This window comes from Effusibacillus consociatus (assembly GCF_042652925.1).
Lineage (GTDB): Bacteria > Bacillota > Bacilli > Tumebacillales > Effusibacillaceae > Effusibacillus > Effusibacillus consociatus.
Window position 1 is genome coordinate 35,379 of sequence record NZ_JBHSHC010000154.1, and the last position, 15,436, is coordinate 50,814.

Consider the following 15,436-nt stretch of genomic DNA (forward strand, 5'->3'; position numbering starts at 1 on the left):
TATGACTATTTTGGATGCATCGATTCGAGATTTACATACAAAGATTCGGGATAAGGAAATCAAACCGTCGGAGTTGGCGGAAGCGGCGCTTCAACGAATCGAAGAGTCGGATAACAAGATCAAAGCGTATTTGACTGTTACCGCTGAACAGGCCTTGGCTCATGCGAAAAAATTGGACAACCTTCCAGACGGTGAGATTCCCTTGTTATACGGGATTCCGGGTGCAATCAAGGACAATATGTGCACCGAGGGCATCAAGACCACTTGTGCAAGTCAGATTCTTGCCAATTATATACCGCCTTATACCGCTACAGCTGTCAAGAAATTAAACGAACAGAACTACGTTCTGGCCGGCAAAACCAACATGGACGAATTCGCGATGGGTTCCTCCAATGAGAATTCTTCGTTCTTCCCGACCAAAAATCCATGGGATCCCGAGCGGGTGCCGGGAGGTTCATCCGGCGGTTCTGCAGCAACTGTGGCGGCCGGACATGTTCCCTTTTCGCTGGGTTCCGACACAGGAGGATCGATTCGCCAACCCGCTTCCTACTGCGGAGTTGTCGGAATGAAGCCCACGTACGGACTCGTTTCCCGTTTCGGCCTGGTGGCGTTCGCGTCATCGCTTGATCAGATCGGTCCTTTTGCGCGTAATGTGGAAGACACAGCCGCCGTTCTCCAGGCGATTGCAGGATACGACAAGATGGATTCCACATCGGCAAAGGTTGAGATTCCGAATTATCTGGCTGCTTTGAACGGGGATATCAAAGGTTTGCGGATCGCAATCCCAGAGGAGTACTTTGCGGAAGGAATCGACCCGGAAGTGGCGGCTCGCGTAAAAGAAGCCATTAAAGTATTGGAATCTCAAGGGGCAATTGTTGAGGAAGTGACCCTGCCGCATACCAAATATGCGGTCGCGTGCTATTACTTGCTTGCACCCGCAGAAGCTTCCTCCAACCTGGCCCGTTATGACGGAGTTCGTTATGGTGTGCGGGCGGAAGATGCGGAGAACCTGATCGATATGTACAAGAAGACGAGGGCACAAGGATTCGGAGCGGAAGTGAAGCGCCGCATCATGCTTGGAACCTATGCGTTGTCTTCCGGCTATTATGACGCGTACTACCTTCGTGCACAGAAAGTTCGCACCTTGATCAAGCAAGATTTTGACAAAGTGTTTGAGAAATATGATGTTGTCGTGTCTCCGACCGCTCCGACCGTTGCATTCAAGTCGGGTGAGAAGAGTCATGATCCGATGACCATGTACCTGAACGACATTTACACGATTCCTGTGAATCTCGCAGGACTCCCTGGCATCTCCGTTCCATGCGGATTGGCTCATGGAATGCCTGTTGGTTTGCAAATCATCGGAAAAGCGTTCAGTGAATCCACGATTCTGAAAGTCGCTCACGCTTACGAGCAGCAAGCGAAGTTGAACTTGCGTCCCGCTTTGGCAGGAGGTGTACGATCATGACCCAAGCAACAGCAACACAATTTGAGACGGTCATCGGGCTTGAAGTCCATGTGGAAATGAAAACGCAGTCCAAAATTTTCTGCGGATGCTCGACCCATTTCGGAGCTCCTCCGAATACAAACGTATGCCCGATTTGTCTGGGACATCCCGGCGTGCTGCCGGTATTGAATCGCGGTGCATTGGAACTGGCAATCAAAGCGGCAACCGCATTGAACTGCAAGATCGCCGAGGAAAGCAAGTTTGACCGCAAGAACTATTTCTACCCTGATTCACCGAAAGCGTACCAGATTTCACAGTTTGATAAACCGGTCGGAGAGCATGGCTGGATCGAAATTGAAGTGAACGGCCAGACCAAACGAATCGGCATCACCCGTGTCCATTTGGAAGAAGATGCGGGCAAATCGACTCACGCTGCGGATGGGACTCATACGCTGGTGGATTTCAATCGTGTAGGAGTCCCTTTGATCGAAATCGTATCCGAACCGGATATCCGTACGCCTGAAGAAGCTCGCGCTTACCTTGAGAAACTCAAGGCGATCATGCAATACTGCGACATCTCGGATGTAAAGATGGAAGAAGGATCGCTTCGCTGTGACGCGAACATTTCACTCCGTCCATTCGGACAAAAGGAGTTCGGAACCAAAACGGAACTGAAAAATATGAACTCCTTCCGAAATGTGCAGCGGGCTCTGGAATACGAACAAGAGCGTCAGGCAAAGGTATTGAGTGAAGGCGGAACCATCATCCAGCAAACGCTTCGCTGGGATGATGCAAAGAATGAAACCATCGTGATGCGATCAAAAGAAGAGGCACACGATTACCGCTACTTCCCGGAACCGGATCTTGTCAAAATGATCATCAGTCCGGAGTGGGTACACAAAATCCGTGAAACGATTCCGGAGCTGCCGGATCAACGGAAAGCCCGTTATGTCGAGCAGCTTGGACTGCCTTCTTATGATGCCGAAGTTTTGACTGCAACAAAGGCAGTGTCCGACTTCTTTGAAGCAACGCTGCAGCATACAGATAATGCAAAAGCGGCTTCCAACTGGATTATGGGTGAACTGGCTGGACACTTGAACGAAGCCGGACTGGAAATCACCGATTCCAAAATGAAACCGGAACACCTTGGAAAGCTGATTGGACTTATCGACAAGGGAACCATCTCTTCCAAGATTGCAAAAACCGTATTTGAAGACATGTTTGCTACCGGCGGAGATCCCGAGAAGATTATTCAAGAAAAAGGTCTTGTGCAAATCTCGGATGAAGGAGAACTTGCCAAGATCGTGGACGAAGTGATCGCGAATAATCCTCAATCGGTGGCGGATTATAAAGCGGGTAAAGAGAAAGCATTGGGCGCGCTTGTCGGCCAGGTAATGAAAGCGACCAAAGGCAAAGCCAACCCGCAAATCGTGAACAAGCTTCTAATGGAACGACTGTAAATAATCCCAAGAAAGTGACGTGAAGCTATCGATGCGAATTCCGAGTACTTTCTTGGGGACCCAAATAATAGAGAGAATGGGTCTTGCCCCGATGGTGGGACCCGAATCGTTTTCATGGGACGTCAATTCTCAGGAGGTAATGTCTTGTGAGCAAGCAGAGGGCTCGGCTGATCTATAATCCTTCATCCGGAAAAGAAATGATGCGTCAGCACTTGCCTGAAATTCTGGATATTCTGGAATCTGCAGGACTCGAGACATCCTGTCACATGACCAAAGGTTCAGATGATGCCAGGGAAGCTGCCGTCAAGGCTGCAGCAGATGAATTTGATTATGTGATCGCTGCAGGAGGAGACGGTACCGTCAACGAAGTTGTAAACGGTTTGTCATCTGCTCCGATTCGCCCTACTCTCGGAATCCTTCCTGCCGGCACCAGCAATGATTTGGCAAGAGCTCTCAGAATTCCGCGCAATCTCGTGAAGGCGGCCAAACAACTCACCAAGTTTCAGGTACGGCCACTCGATGTGGGACAGGCAAATGACCATTTTTTCATCAATATTGCAGGGTGTGGACGAATAACGGAGATCACGTACGAAGTGCCCAGTAAAATGAAGACCGCCCTCGGTCAGTTGGCCTACTACATGAAAGGTCTTGAGAAAATTCCGCAGCTTGGGGCGATTCATCTTGAAGTGGAAGCGCCAAACTTTGGTTTTTCGGGGAAAGCGATGCTCTGCTTGATTTGCAATTCCCGGCGGGTAGGCGGATTTGAAAAACTCGCTCCGGAAGCCGAACCGGATGACGGATTGTTTGATGTGATTCTTATCAAGCAGTCAAGTATTCCTGATATTGTGAAACTTGCAACACAGGCTTTGCGAGGTGAACACATCCACAATCAACGAGTGATGTATTTTCAGACTGACCGGTTGAAAATAACATCCAACGAGCGCGTAGATTTGAATTTGGACGGGGAGTACGGCGGCTCATTGCCTAAGGAGTTTCGTGTGCTGAAGCATCATTTGCGGGTATTGGTCTGAAAGAGTTCTAAAACATTTCTCCCATCATACACATTTTTACAGGGCGCCATGGACTGGCTCGTGTACAAGATTCGTGCAGGTCGGGGGGAGATGGAGATGCAGGATTTTCTTTCCAGATTTTATGAACTGGACCAATTAAAGAAAATGGTTGATCGGGAATTGGAGAAAATGAAGCGGATTTTGCTGGAGAGCTTTCCAGAACCGGTGGAGCAGCAATTCGGCCGGTACCAGCTGAAAATTTATCAGCAAGACCGGGGGTCTTTTGATCTGCAAAAAATCTTTCCGCTGCTCCCGAACGAGGAATTGCGTCTCTTTGTCTCGAATCCGAACAATGCCAATATTAAAGAACTGGCAAAAAAGGGTGTCCTGCAGGAAACGCAATTGGACGGAACCTACATTTCAAAGCCTGTATCGATTGTTTCAGTGAAAGAAATCGAATAGCGGAACCGCGCAACTGTATTCTTCATGCAGAAAGCCCCCTGATGGGGGCTTTTCTTACTGGACGATGGCTGGGGAGGAAGGGCTCGAACCTTCGCATGACGGAGTCAAAGTCCGTTGCCTTACCGCTTGGCTACTCCCCAAGAACCGTGGTTAAGGAGATCCGTTCAGTAGAATGCACAATTCTCGTTTTTTTCATTCATGATTTGTGAATAAAGCCACTGTCTTTCATTCCGCCCGGACGGGCAATTGATCAAGCTCATGTTCCAAACGATTTAATTTGCGCTCCAGCTTTTTGATGAGCTTGTCGAGCTTTCCGAGTTTATACTCCGCATCGTTCTTTGCCATCTTCACCGTTTGGAAGAGAACATATTCATTAGACAACGTGGTTTCCTCCCTTTATGGAATGTGTAACCCCCCAAGTTACTTATTAAAAGATTCGAGGCGTATTAAGTGTAAATGTCGGTCGCGGGAAGTTATTTCTATATTCGACCGGATGTACGATAACTGGTTCTTTTTGGTGTATACTAGGGAAACGGAAGCAGGTGGGCGTATGGAACAGATTAACAATACAAAATGTTATGTAGACTATACGGTAACTGATTTTTGTACGGAAGTGGGCCGGCCCGAACTTCCGAGTCCAACAGGTGGGGCCGTGATCGGAGTGGTTGGGGCACTGCTGGCAAGCCTAACTGTTCTCATCACACGTGTGTCGGAGAAGCATTCCTCACCGCCTGATAAGGAAAGCTGGAGTGGCTTTGCGGAAGAAGCCTGGGAGCTGCACAGGAAACTTCTTCGCTTCGCGGAAGAGGATATACAGGATACGGCAAGCATTATGAGTGGGGAAGGACCTGCTTGTGTACGTAAACAAGTGGCGGCACCTGCAAAAATTGCATCTGCATTGGTGAAGCTTCTCCGGCTGGTTGAGGGGGTCTCCGGTCGGGTTCATCAGTCCGTCCGATCGGACGTCCTTGCAATTGCGCATTTGGGACGCGGGGCTGCCGATGCGATTTTTGAAATTGAAAAAAACGACATTGAATGGGGCGGTGGCGGAGATGCCACACTGCTTGCCCGGATTGAAGAATGGCGAATACAGGCCCATGAGGCAGCCGGCCGAATTTTACATAAGGTAAGGGAAAACGAATGGCAAAAGTAACCGCGAATATTCCAGTACAGAAAAATCAATCTATCGAGCTCGAGATCACCGGTCAGGGACATGAGGGAGAAGGCGTCGGAAGGTATGAAGGCTTTACGATCTTTGTGCCGGGCGCCATCAAGGGTGAACGGGTGAAGGCCAAGATTGTCAAAGTCCAGAAAAGTTTTGCCTACGGACGCTTAATGGATCTGCTTCACCCCTCGCACCACCGGACAGAACCGTCTTGTCCCATCTATCATCGCTGTGGGGGCTGCCATCTCCAGCATATGACGTATGAGGGACAACTCGAACATAAACGACAGATGGTGATCGATTCGCTAACCCGGATCGGCAAGTTGGAAAACGTTCCGGTTCATCCGACGCTTGGCATGGACGTGCCGTGGGAGTATCGGAACAAATCGCAGGTGCCGGTGGGACTTGTAAACGGAAAAATCGTAACCGGATTCTACGCGCCCCGTACGCATGAGATTATTGATATGGAAGGCTGTCCGATCCAGCATCCGTACAGTGACGAGATCGTCAACAAAGTGAAGCGGGCTTTGGAAAACCTGAACATTCCGCCTTATGACGAAGCCTCGAAGAAAGGGCTTGTGCGCCATATTGTAGCTAGGGTCGGGTATCACACCGATGAAACGATGGTCGTGCTGATTACAAACGGCCGTAAAATTCCGAAGGTAGAAGAACTGATTCAGCGTCTTCGCGGCGAGATCCCGCATCTGGTGTCGATCATTCAGAATGTGAACACGGCAGTCACGAATGTGATTTTTGGGCCGGATACGATCACTCTGTGGGGCAAGGACACGATCGAGGACCGCATTGACGACATCCGATTTTCCATCTCGGCCCGATCGTTCTTTCAGGTGAACCCGATCCAGACGAAAGTGCTGTACGGCAAAGCGCTGGAATATGCCCAATTGACCGGGGAGGAGACGGTTATCGACGCGTATTGCGGGATCGGGACGATTTCGCTGTTCCTGGCCAAGAAGGCCAAGCAGGTAATTGGGGTGGAAGTGGTAAAGGAAGCGATTGACGACGCGAAGCGAAATGCGGCGCTCAACGGGATTACAAACGCGGAATTTCTTGTCGGGGAAGCCGAGAAGGTGATCCCGGACCTGTATGAAAAAAGGGGTCTGAAGGCAGACGTGGTGGTCGTCGATCCCCCACGCAAAGGGTGCGACGAGGCACTCCTGCAAACAATCGCGGACATGCAGCCAGAGCGTGTTGTTTACGTGAGCTGCAATCCGAGTACGCTGGCGCGTGACCTTCGGTATCTGGAAGATCGAGGTTATAAGACGCAAGAGGTTCAGCCGGTGGATATGTTTCCGCAGACGAAGCATGTGGAGTGCGTAATAGGAATGCAACGAATCGATACGTAGAAATCCTTTATTTTCAACACTTTGCGCGCTTTATGACTTTCACGGCAGACGGCAGCGACTTCAAAAATAAGGTGTTCAAAGACAAAATTGAGGTTTCCGTCGTTTTGGACCTGGATTTGGACGTCGGGTGTGTAGACATGTTGAATTCATGGGAATAGGCTCACGAGTGCTTTGAATATGAATCCACTACAACATAGGAATATTCAAGAGAACGCCCTATTTGCGGTGTTCTCTTCTTATATATAGATACAATTTAAAAAGCTGGCCGCCTGATTAAAGAAATTCAGCGCAACCGGCTTTTTGCGTGAAATTAGAAATGCTGAATGCCTAAGTGATCTCCCTCGTCAATCAGAAAGGCGGCTGTAAAAAGCAATCAAAGTCATCTCAAAGCCTAAACGGTCGTGACAAAGAATAAAAAAGTCGTGTTACGAGCCGAGCGAGAAGCGGGTTTCCACTCCTGTTTTTCCTCGGCTTTTTTCTTAAATCAGGGGAGAGGAATTAGGGGGAAGGGACGACCAATTGCTTTTTTTTGCTAAATAGATGAGATGTGACAGTATAGCTCAAATTCGGTGGTGTTTAGTAGGAGAACTTAGCTATGCTAGGAGACGCATCGCTGGCAGCGATGCGGTCAGTGGTTCGCTTAACGGCAGAAATGCCGTTTTTTTTTGTTGCCGTAAATGTGATGATGGTTGCCATGTCGCTCATTCAACATAGAAGAATATGGAGGCGCCTCTTGATACCTCGGTGAGCCTCTCATATGCCTGATTGTGCAAGCTTCCGAAGGACGATAGTTTTTTTTCTTTGCCATTTCTTCTTGGCCTGGTGATCATCGGATTGACTGAACATTTCAATGATACGATCATAAATATGCTCCTCGTCGGAACGGTAGTGCAACATATTCATGTAAAAATGCGCAGCTTTAGAATAGAGCGCCTGACTTGCGCAATACTTAGCCATCCATTCGTTTAATTCGCAGACTTCGGTTTCGATTTGGTTTTTCACACGAATAGCCCAATCATCGTGGATGTCCGGTAATATGTCGTTTGAAAACGCGTCCAACAATTGCTCGCACATTTGATATCGTATGGAAGTGTCTTGTTCATGATATGCTTGCCGGATGACTTCCATTAAATCAATGAGGTCACATTTGATTTTATATTGTACAGAAACTGTGCCTTGATGAAACAGCAAGCCCCGTACGGGAACCGTCGGATGCCGCAGTAACTTATCCAGATGATTCAGATACACTTTCAAATTGGCCAAGGCTTTGTTTGCATCCAAATGAGGAAAAAGCTCCTCGCAGATCACCTCCCGGGTTGTGACGGGATGAAAAGCAAGGTACGTCAGCAGCCGTTTGGCGTGGCGCTGTTTCCAACCCGATGCAATCGGGATGGAATCTATTTTCACATGGAACTTGTGAAGCAACTGTATGTCGAGGATAGGAGTATGTTGTACCGGAATATGCTCGGTTGGCTGAAAAATCGTTTGAATGAGCTGGCTGACCTCTGATTTCGTGCTCAAGGAATCATTGCGCAGCATCGGACATTTCTGTGAGATAAAAGTATGAATCCATTTCGCCGTTTCTTGGGGCTGTTCCAGAAAGAGCAGAAACGATGCGTTCGGAATTGTAATCAGGGTCGGATATTTCAATAAGAATGAGCTCGCATTAAATAGTCCGCTTGGACTCGTTGCATTTAGCTCTCCGGTCATAATCATAACCGGGCATTGAATCTGGGACAACTCCGTCAGCAGAGTCGAATTCAAAGTAAGCTGAAGCAAATGCGCGAAGTGATGCATGGGGCTGTTAAGCGCAACGCGAAAATAATGCAGAAGCAGAGGATGATCGGCTTCCAATGTCGTATAGCCCTTCAATAATTCCTTATACTGCCGGAGAAAATGTTTATTGCCGGATTCCATCGTTTCCTTCATGGCCGGGAATACATGTTGGGAAAGATGGAAATGAACATGGTTCGGTGACATATACGGCAATGACAGCAGGATTAACGACTGAACGCGGTCCGGATATTGCAGCGTATATTTGGTGGCCAGATGTGTGCCGTAGCCGAAAGCGAGCAAATGAACACGCTTAAGACCCAGCCGCTCGGTTAATTGGTATAAATCGTTGCAAAGCAGCTCCCATGTGATCGTCTCCTCCCCAGTACCGCTTTTGCCATGAGCCCGCAGATCATACATCATGACGAAAAAATGGGTTTCCAATAACCCGATCAGATCTCCCCAAACCGTTGAATCAAGAGCCCACCCATGAATCATAACGATTGTATCCAGGGATTTGGTTCTGTCTCCGCACAGCTGATAATAGGCAAGTATCCCGTTAATTGGTTCGAATGGCATATGTATCCCCCAAAAATCATCATTTTTGAAAAGATGCGATATATTTTTTCGACATAAATCGATGGAACCCTTCATTTTGTTACCTTTTTGTTACCACTTTTCGGATATAATGGACAGGGAGTTCGTAGACAGAATGGGTTTGCTTAATGTCGCAATGCTTTTGATGAAGTTGTGAATATTTGTCGTCACTAGGTAAATGGGCTGCACTCATATACATTCAAATGTTTATAAACTATGTAGGCTCACTGACAACAGTCAGGTTTTCTAAGAAACAAACGACAAGATCCATCTTTACGCTCGCCATGGCGGGGCATTCAAGCATAGTCGCAGCATAAATTATTTAGGGACAGCCTGAAATTCTGCAAGTCTGTCCTTTTTCCAAAAGTCGTCATTTATCGACGATTAGACCAACGTTTTGGTCTAGTATTTTCATCTTTGTATTCCTGGCCCGTGAAGTGCGAGCTGCCCCGACGACCAGGACGCTCATTACAGGTTCATGCTATCTAAACAGATATTTTAGAAAGGACAAGGAGGCCAATAAATTGAAGCAAAATTTTAAAAAAATCATTGTCTATGTGATACTGGGCTGTATGCTACAAACCATGCTGCCTCAGTTCGCCGCACCGGTTTTTGCAAGTAATACAGGGTTGTTTGCCGGTAAGTACGGCAAGGCTCAAGTATTCGATGTACAGCGTAGCCCCGCTTATCCAACGGCTAATTCTCCGTTTACGGTTAGTAATTTTAAAAATATATATGACGCGACACAGGGTAGCTCGGCAAGAGTAGAAATTGATTGGGGTCCTAACAATGATCGCTACGTTCAATTTGTAGATAGTGCGACCCAGCAATCAAGCTCCTATCCTAATGCATATACCGTTAGACTTAACCTCTATGAAGCCAATGGTCAATTAGTCAAGACTATTTCCAATTACGGAACGGTATGGGGACTCGGTTCAGAAGGTCTTTTCTACGAAGGTCAAGATTACTTTGGTTATTTCATCTCGAACGCCGCGGGCTATGCTTATGGATCTTCATTGACTTACACGCCAAGTACTGGTCTTGTAACGAATGTTCAGGATCTGAATAACTATGCGGCAAACACGTCCGTTTTGAACGAGGGTCAGACGGCGGGGGCTGTATTTGCGAGTAATGACTTAAATAGCGGGCTTGTACTCTATCTGCCATTTGACGGGAATGCTGATGATGCCTCAGGCAATAACAATAACGGCAGTGTATTTAATCCTTCTTCAACAAGTTACGAAAGCGGTTTTAAAGGACAAGCTATACGATTTAAAGGTATTGATTCTACCCCTTGGGGTTATGTAAAGGTTCCAACAAGCAGTTCACTTCAATTTAGTGATGGCTTTACTGTCGCATATTATATAAAAATGAACAGTAATAAAGGTCAAGAAGGCAATTATGGTTCGACGGTTGCTAATGGAACTCATAGTATATTTTCAAAGGATGGTGAATCCACCCTTTATAATTATTACTATTCTGGCAACAATAATATAGGTATTGGACAGCAGCCAAACGGTGCGGCTGGCGCAACCTATACTTTGCCGATTGGTCAATGGGTTCATATAGCCTTGACTGTTTCAGGAAATAACGTCCGTTTTTATATAAACGGAACACAGTTTGACTCCAAGACTTTATCCCAACCATTTGATTTTTCAAGTATCAATACAAAAGACTTGTATATAGGAAAATTAGCTAGCAACTGGTATCCACTAAATGGCGATATCGACGAATTCCGCATGTATAATCGGGCTTTATCACCCGAGGAGGTTTCTGGGCTTGTAAATATCAATACTCCGGTTGTAATAGGTGTAACGTCTGATATACCGAACGGAACATATTTTAAGAATACAACCATTCCGATTAAGGTGACTTTCAATCAGCCTGTTAGAGTGACAGGTGCGCCGACGTTGGTCCTTAATAACGGTCAGGCAGCTACATATAATTCAGGATCAGGGACCTCTACGCTCGTTTTCAACTACACAGTACAGGACACTGATAGCGTTGAACTGTTAAACTATCAAACTACCAATTCATTATGGTTAAATTCGGGGACTATTGTGGATGATGCCACCGGGACGGTCAGTGCTGGCCTTGGCCTGCCTTCTACCTCGTCTGCTCAATCTTTGGGGGGGAGCAAAAGTATTAAACTGCAGGGGAACTGGACGCCCACGGTGACAGACTTTTCAACCAATGAAAACATATCGTTTAATGGAAGTTTTTCAGATGCTAAGGCTGCTAACCTCACATACAGCAAGGTCTCGGACCCTTCCCATGGTTCCGTGACCGTAAATACAAACGGCAGTTTTACGTACACCCCGAACAATAATTTCTACGGAAATGATAGTTTTACATTTAAGGCAAACGATGGATATAGTGATTCAAATGTTATTACCGCTTCTATAACGGTTAATCAGACAGACTTCGCAGTAACCTATGACGGAAACGGGGCGACGTCAGGGACAGTTCCGGTTGACAACAACGTCTATAAATTTGGAGAGACGGTGACTGTGCTTGACAACGCCGGCAATCTTGTAAAGACGGGGTATACCTTTGCAGGCTGGAACACAGCGGCGGACGGCAGCGGAACGAATTATGCGGCCAATGCCACCTTCAGCATGGGAAGCGCGAACGTCACGCTGTATGCGAAGTGGACGATCAACAGTTATACGGTGAGCTTTAACACTGACGGCGGTTCGGCCGTAGCCGATCAGACCGTGAATTATAACGGCCATGCGACGAGACCGGCGACCGACCCGACGAAGACCGGATACACGTTCGCAGGCTGGTATACCGACAACACGTATACGACCGCGTTTGATTTCGCGAACACCCCGATCACGGGTACCACCACGGTCTATGCGAAGTGGACAGCGAACCCGACCTACACCGTGACGTATAACGGCAACGGCAGCACCGGAGGAAGCGTTCCGACAGACAACGGAACGCATGAGCAGGGAGCAACCGTCGCCGTGTTGGGCAATACCGGAAATTTGGTGAGGACGGGATATACCTTTGCAGGTTGGAACACAGCGGCGGACGGCAGCGGAACGGATTATGCAGCAGGCAATACGTTCGCCATGGGAAGCGCGAACGTCACGCTGTATGCGAAGTGGACAGCGAACCCGACCTACACCGTGACGTATAACGGCAACGGCAGCACCGGAGGAAGCGTTCCGACAGACAACGGAACGTATGAGCAGGGAGCAACCGTCACCGTGTTGGGCAATACCGGAAATTTGGTGAGGACGGGATATACCTTTGCAGGTTGGAACACAGCGGCGGACGGCAGCGGAACGGATTATGCGGCCAATGCCACCTTCAGCATGGGAAGCGCGAACGTCACGCTGTATGCGAAGTGGACAATGAATCGACCTAATGCGCCGGTGATTCAATCTGCAATTTCGGGTAATTCGAATGTAATCATCAGTTGGACAAGTGTTTCAAATGCAACAGGATATAATATTTACCAAAGTACAACAGCAGGCTCATACGGAGATCCATTAACTACAGTGAGTAGCTCAGTGTGCACTTATCAAGTATCTGGCTTAACGAACGGTACTCGATACTATTTCGTAATCAAAGCTATTAATGCCGGAGGAGTGAGTGCTGCTTCGAATGAAGCGAGTGCAACTCCACAAGTTCCATCACCGGGAGCGCCGGTACTGCAAGCAGCGGTAGCAGGGAACGCCAAAGTGACCTTGAGCTGGGATCCGGTGATTGGCTCTACGGGCTACAAAATCTATATGAGCACCACCTCGGGAAGCTATGGAGCGGCAGCGGCGACCGTCAGCGGTTCGGTGTACAGCTATGAGGCAACCGGATTAACGAATGGGACGACCTATTACTTCGTGGTGAAAGCGACGAATGCGGGCGGAGACAGTGCCGCTTCCAACGAAGTGAGCGCAACGCCGCAAGTTTCGTCACCGGGAGCGCCGGTACTGCAAGCAGCGGTAGCAGGGAACGCCAAAGTGACCTTGAGCTGGGATCCGGTGATTGGCTTTACGGGCTACAAAATCTATATGAGCACCACCTCGGGAAGCTATGGAGCGGCAGCGGCGACCGTCAGCGGTTCGGTGTACAGCTATGAGGCAACCGGATTAACGAATGGGACGACCTATTACTTCGTGGTGAAAGCGACGAATGCGGGCGGAGACAGTGCCGCTTCTAACGAAGTGAGTGCAACGCCGAAAACCGTCCCAGCAGCACCGACCAACGTCACTGCAACGGCTGGTAACGGCCAAGCGACTATTACCTTTACCGCTCCGACGGACAATGGCGGAGATGCGATCACGGGATATGAGGTAACAGCTTCACCGGGGAACTTCACAGCAACAGGAACAACAAGTCCGATTACGATCACAGGCCTGACCAATGGAACGAGCTATACCTTTACGGTGAAGGCTATTAATGGTGCGGGAAGCGGTGCATCTTCTGCCGAGTCCAACGCGGTCATCCCGAGGTCGCCATCCAGCGGTAGTAGCAGTAGTAGAGCGACAGAGCCAACGATTTCGACTACACCGGAGACCACTAATACGGGTGTGGATGTACTTGTCAACGGCAAAGTCGAAAATGCGGGAACGGCAACGACAACCAAAGTGAATGACCAAACGGTGACGACCATCGCTTTGGACCAGAAAAAGTTGGAGGACAAGCTCGCGGCGGAAGGCATGCGTGCGGTAGTCACGATTCCGGTGAACGCCAAGTCCGATGTTGTCATTGGTGAATTAAACGGTCAGATAGTTAAAAACATGGAAGATATGCAAGCGGTTCTGGAGATCAAAACTAATCAAGCGACCTATACGCTCCCTGCGCAGCAAATCAACATTAGCGCCATATCGGATCAGATCGGGAAGTCGGTGGATTTGCAAGACATCAAGGTGCAGATTGAAATTGCCGCATCGACAGCCGATACGGTGAAAGTCGTGGAGAACGCAGCGGCGAAAGGAACGTTTACCCTTGTCGTCCCGCCGCTCAACTTCACCGTAAGGGGCACGTATGGAGATACGAGCATCGAAGTGTCGAAGTTCAACGCGTATGTAGAACGAACCATTGCCATTCCGGACGGCGCAGATCCGAGCAAAATCACCACAGGAGTCGTCGTCGAACCGGACGGAACCTTACGTCATGTACCGACCAAAGTCGTTGTGATCGACGGGAAGTACTACGCAAAAATCAACAGCGTGACCAACAGTACGTACTCCGTCATCTGGCATCCGCTTGAATTCAAGGACGTCGCGAACCATTGGGCGAAAGATGCCGTCAATGACATGGGATCACGGATGGTCATCGACGGTACAGGCAACGGCATGTTCAGTCCAGACCGAGATATTACCCGCGCTGAATTTGCAACCATTATCGTTCGCGGATTGGGGCTTAAGCTAGAGAATGAGGCTACACCATTCTCGGACGTGAAGGTAGCAGATTGGTACAGCAGTGCCATTAACACGGCATATGCGTATCACTTGATCAATGGGTATGAAGACGGAACATTCCGCCCGAATGACAAGATCACACGTGAACAGGCGATGGTCATCATCTCCAAAGCGATGACGATCACCGACCTGAAAGCCAAGATTTCTGCCAAAGCGGCAGACGAAGTGCTGAGTCCATTCGCGGATGCGACCGAGGCTTCCAATTGGGCGAAGACCGGTATTGCCGACTGCTTGCAGGCAGGAATCGTTTCTGGGAGAAACAGTAAAGAGCTTGAGCCGAAAGCGTACATCACCAGAGCAGAGGTAGCTGCTATTGTTCAAAGACTCCTGCAAAAATCTGAACTGATTTAATCGACCTACGCAAAAATCATTAAGGTTATCCTTCAAGCGAGGGATAACCTTTCCTTTTCAACTGGGGACGGATTGGGGACGAAAGCGGTCATTTAGATCAAGACGACAACCAACTAGAACCATACTCAAATGAAGAAAACCCTTATAAATCAAGGCTCTAGCAGAATCCAACAAATGCCAACCAAATAGGCTATGTTCCCGCATACCGTTCACGGGGGAGTGAGGAGGAAGCGATCATTTATGCCTCTGTCGCCCTTCAAGCATGGAGACTAACACCATGCGCTTTGGATTGGCTAGCTAACCGAGCAAATTGTGAGATGATGAGACGCAATTCGTAAAGAATTGGCGTATCCAAGTCAAGTTCAGTTTCTT

The 15,436-nt window shown here is 48.4% G+C and carries 10 protein-coding genes and 1 tRNA gene; 8 read left to right on the top strand and 3 right to left on the bottom strand.

The window, feature by feature from the left end:
* Nucleotide 1 precedes the first annotated feature (1 nt).
* From gatA to ACFO8Q_RS22260, 4 genes are all read left to right on the top strand, one after another.
* The gene (gene gatA / locus ACFO8Q_RS22245) at nt 2–1,468 is read left to right on the top strand and encodes an Asp-tRNA(Asn)/Glu-tRNA(Gln) amidotransferase subunit GatA (protein ID WP_380029234.1); all 1,467 of its coding nucleotides are present in this window, start codon (nt 2–4) and stop codon (nt 1,466–1,468) included.
* Entirely contained in the window at nt 1,465–2,907 is a 1,443-nt protein-coding gene (gene gatB / locus ACFO8Q_RS22250) for an Asp-tRNA(Asn)/Glu-tRNA(Gln) amidotransferase subunit GatB (RefSeq protein ID WP_380029236.1), read from the top strand. The genes gatA and gatB overlap by 4 nt, the downstream gene beginning before the upstream one ends.
* 146 nt (nt 2,908–3,053) lie before the next feature.
* Nucleotides 3,054–3,938: a diacylglycerol kinase gene (locus ACFO8Q_RS22255; RefSeq protein ID WP_380029238.1), complete on the top strand. Its 885-nt coding sequence runs from the start codon at nt 3,054–3,056 to the stop codon at nt 3,936–3,938.
* 96 nt (nt 3,939–4,034) lie between these two features.
* Nucleotides 4,035–4,379 carry a hypothetical protein gene (locus ACFO8Q_RS22260; protein WP_380029240.1) on the top strand — a complete coding sequence of 115 codons (345 nt, stop codon included), beginning with the start codon at nt 4,035–4,037 and terminating at the stop codon, nt 4,377–4,379.
* A gap of 65 nt (nt 4,380–4,444) precedes the next feature.
* On the opposite strand, the gene ACFO8Q_RS22265 is transcribed toward ACFO8Q_RS22260, so the two are convergent.
* Together ACFO8Q_RS22265 and ACFO8Q_RS22270 are read right to left on the bottom strand one after the other, a co-directional pair.
* Nucleotides 4,445–4,519 (bottom strand) — tRNA-Gln (locus ACFO8Q_RS22265).
* A gap of 85 nt (nt 4,520–4,604) precedes the next feature.
* Nucleotides 4,605–4,760, bottom strand: a complete 156-nt coding sequence (locus ACFO8Q_RS22270) for a hypothetical protein (protein WP_380029242.1) — start codon at nt 4,758–4,760, stop codon at nt 4,605–4,607.
* 169 nt (nt 4,761–4,929) lie between these two features.
* On the opposite strand from ACFO8Q_RS22270, the gene ACFO8Q_RS22275 reads away from it, so the two are divergent.
* The 3 genes from ACFO8Q_RS22275 (at nt 4,930) to ACFO8Q_RS22285 (ending at nt 7,656) form a co-directional block, all read left to right on the top strand.
* Nucleotides 4,930–5,532: a cyclodeaminase/cyclohydrolase family protein gene (locus ACFO8Q_RS22275; protein ID WP_380029244.1), complete on the top strand. Its 603-nt coding sequence runs from the start codon at nt 4,930–4,932 to the stop codon at nt 5,530–5,532.
* Nucleotides 5,520–6,908, top strand: coding sequence for a 23S rRNA (uracil(1939)-C(5))-methyltransferase RlmD (gene rlmD / locus ACFO8Q_RS22280; protein ID WP_380029246.1), 1,389 nt, complete (start codon nt 5,520–5,522; stop codon nt 6,906–6,908). The genes ACFO8Q_RS22275 and rlmD overlap by 13 nt, the downstream gene beginning before the upstream one ends.
* 595 nt (nt 6,909–7,503) lie before the next feature.
* A complete protein-coding gene (locus tag ACFO8Q_RS22285) occupies nt 7,504–7,656 on the top strand; it encodes a hypothetical protein (RefSeq protein WP_380029248.1) in 153 nt (50 codons plus the stop codon).
* A gap of 5 nt (nt 7,657–7,661) precedes the next feature.
* Here ACFO8Q_RS22285 and ACFO8Q_RS22290 read toward each other — a convergent pair whose 3' ends face one another.
* On the bottom strand, nt 7,662–9,260 hold the full coding sequence (locus tag ACFO8Q_RS22290; protein ID WP_380029250.1) for an alpha/beta fold hydrolase: 1,599 nt from the start codon (nt 9,258–9,260) through the stop codon (nt 7,662–7,664).
* Nucleotides 9,261–9,850: 590 nt separating this feature from the next.
* Here ACFO8Q_RS22290 and ACFO8Q_RS22295 point away from each other — a divergent pair.
* Nucleotides 9,851–15,064, top strand: a complete 5,214-nt coding sequence (locus tag ACFO8Q_RS22295; RefSeq protein WP_380029252.1) for an InlB B-repeat-containing protein — start codon at nt 9,851–9,853, stop codon at nt 15,062–15,064.
* Nucleotides 15,065–15,436 lie beyond the last annotated feature (372 nt).

Coding starts and splice junctions, on each gene's coding strand:
- ACFO8Q_RS22295 (WP_380029252.1), top strand. CDS start 9,851: ATGCTACAAACCATGCTGCCTCAGTTCGCCGCACCGGTTTTTGCAAGT.
- ACFO8Q_RS22275 (WP_380029244.1), top strand. CDS start 4,930: ATGGAACAGATTAACAATACAAAATGTTATGTAGACTATACGGTAACT.
- gatA (WP_380029234.1), top strand. CDS start 2: ATGACTATTTTGGATGCATCGATTCGAGATTTACATACAAAGATTCGG.
- ACFO8Q_RS22285 (WP_380029248.1), top strand. CDS start 7,504: ATGCTAGGAGACGCATCGCTGGCAGCGATGCGGTCAGTGGTTCGCTTA.
- gatB (WP_380029236.1), top strand. CDS start 1,465: ATGACCCAAGCAACAGCAACACAATTTGAGACGGTCATCGGGCTTGAA.
- rlmD (WP_380029246.1), top strand. CDS start 5,520: ATGGCAAAAGTAACCGCGAATATTCCAGTACAGAAAAATCAATCTATC.
- ACFO8Q_RS22290 (WP_380029250.1), bottom strand. CDS start 9,260: ATGCCATTCGAACCAATTAACGGGATACTTGCCTATTATCAGCTGTGC.
- ACFO8Q_RS22260 (WP_380029240.1), top strand. CDS start 4,035: ATGCAGGATTTTCTTTCCAGATTTTATGAACTGGACCAATTAAAGAAA.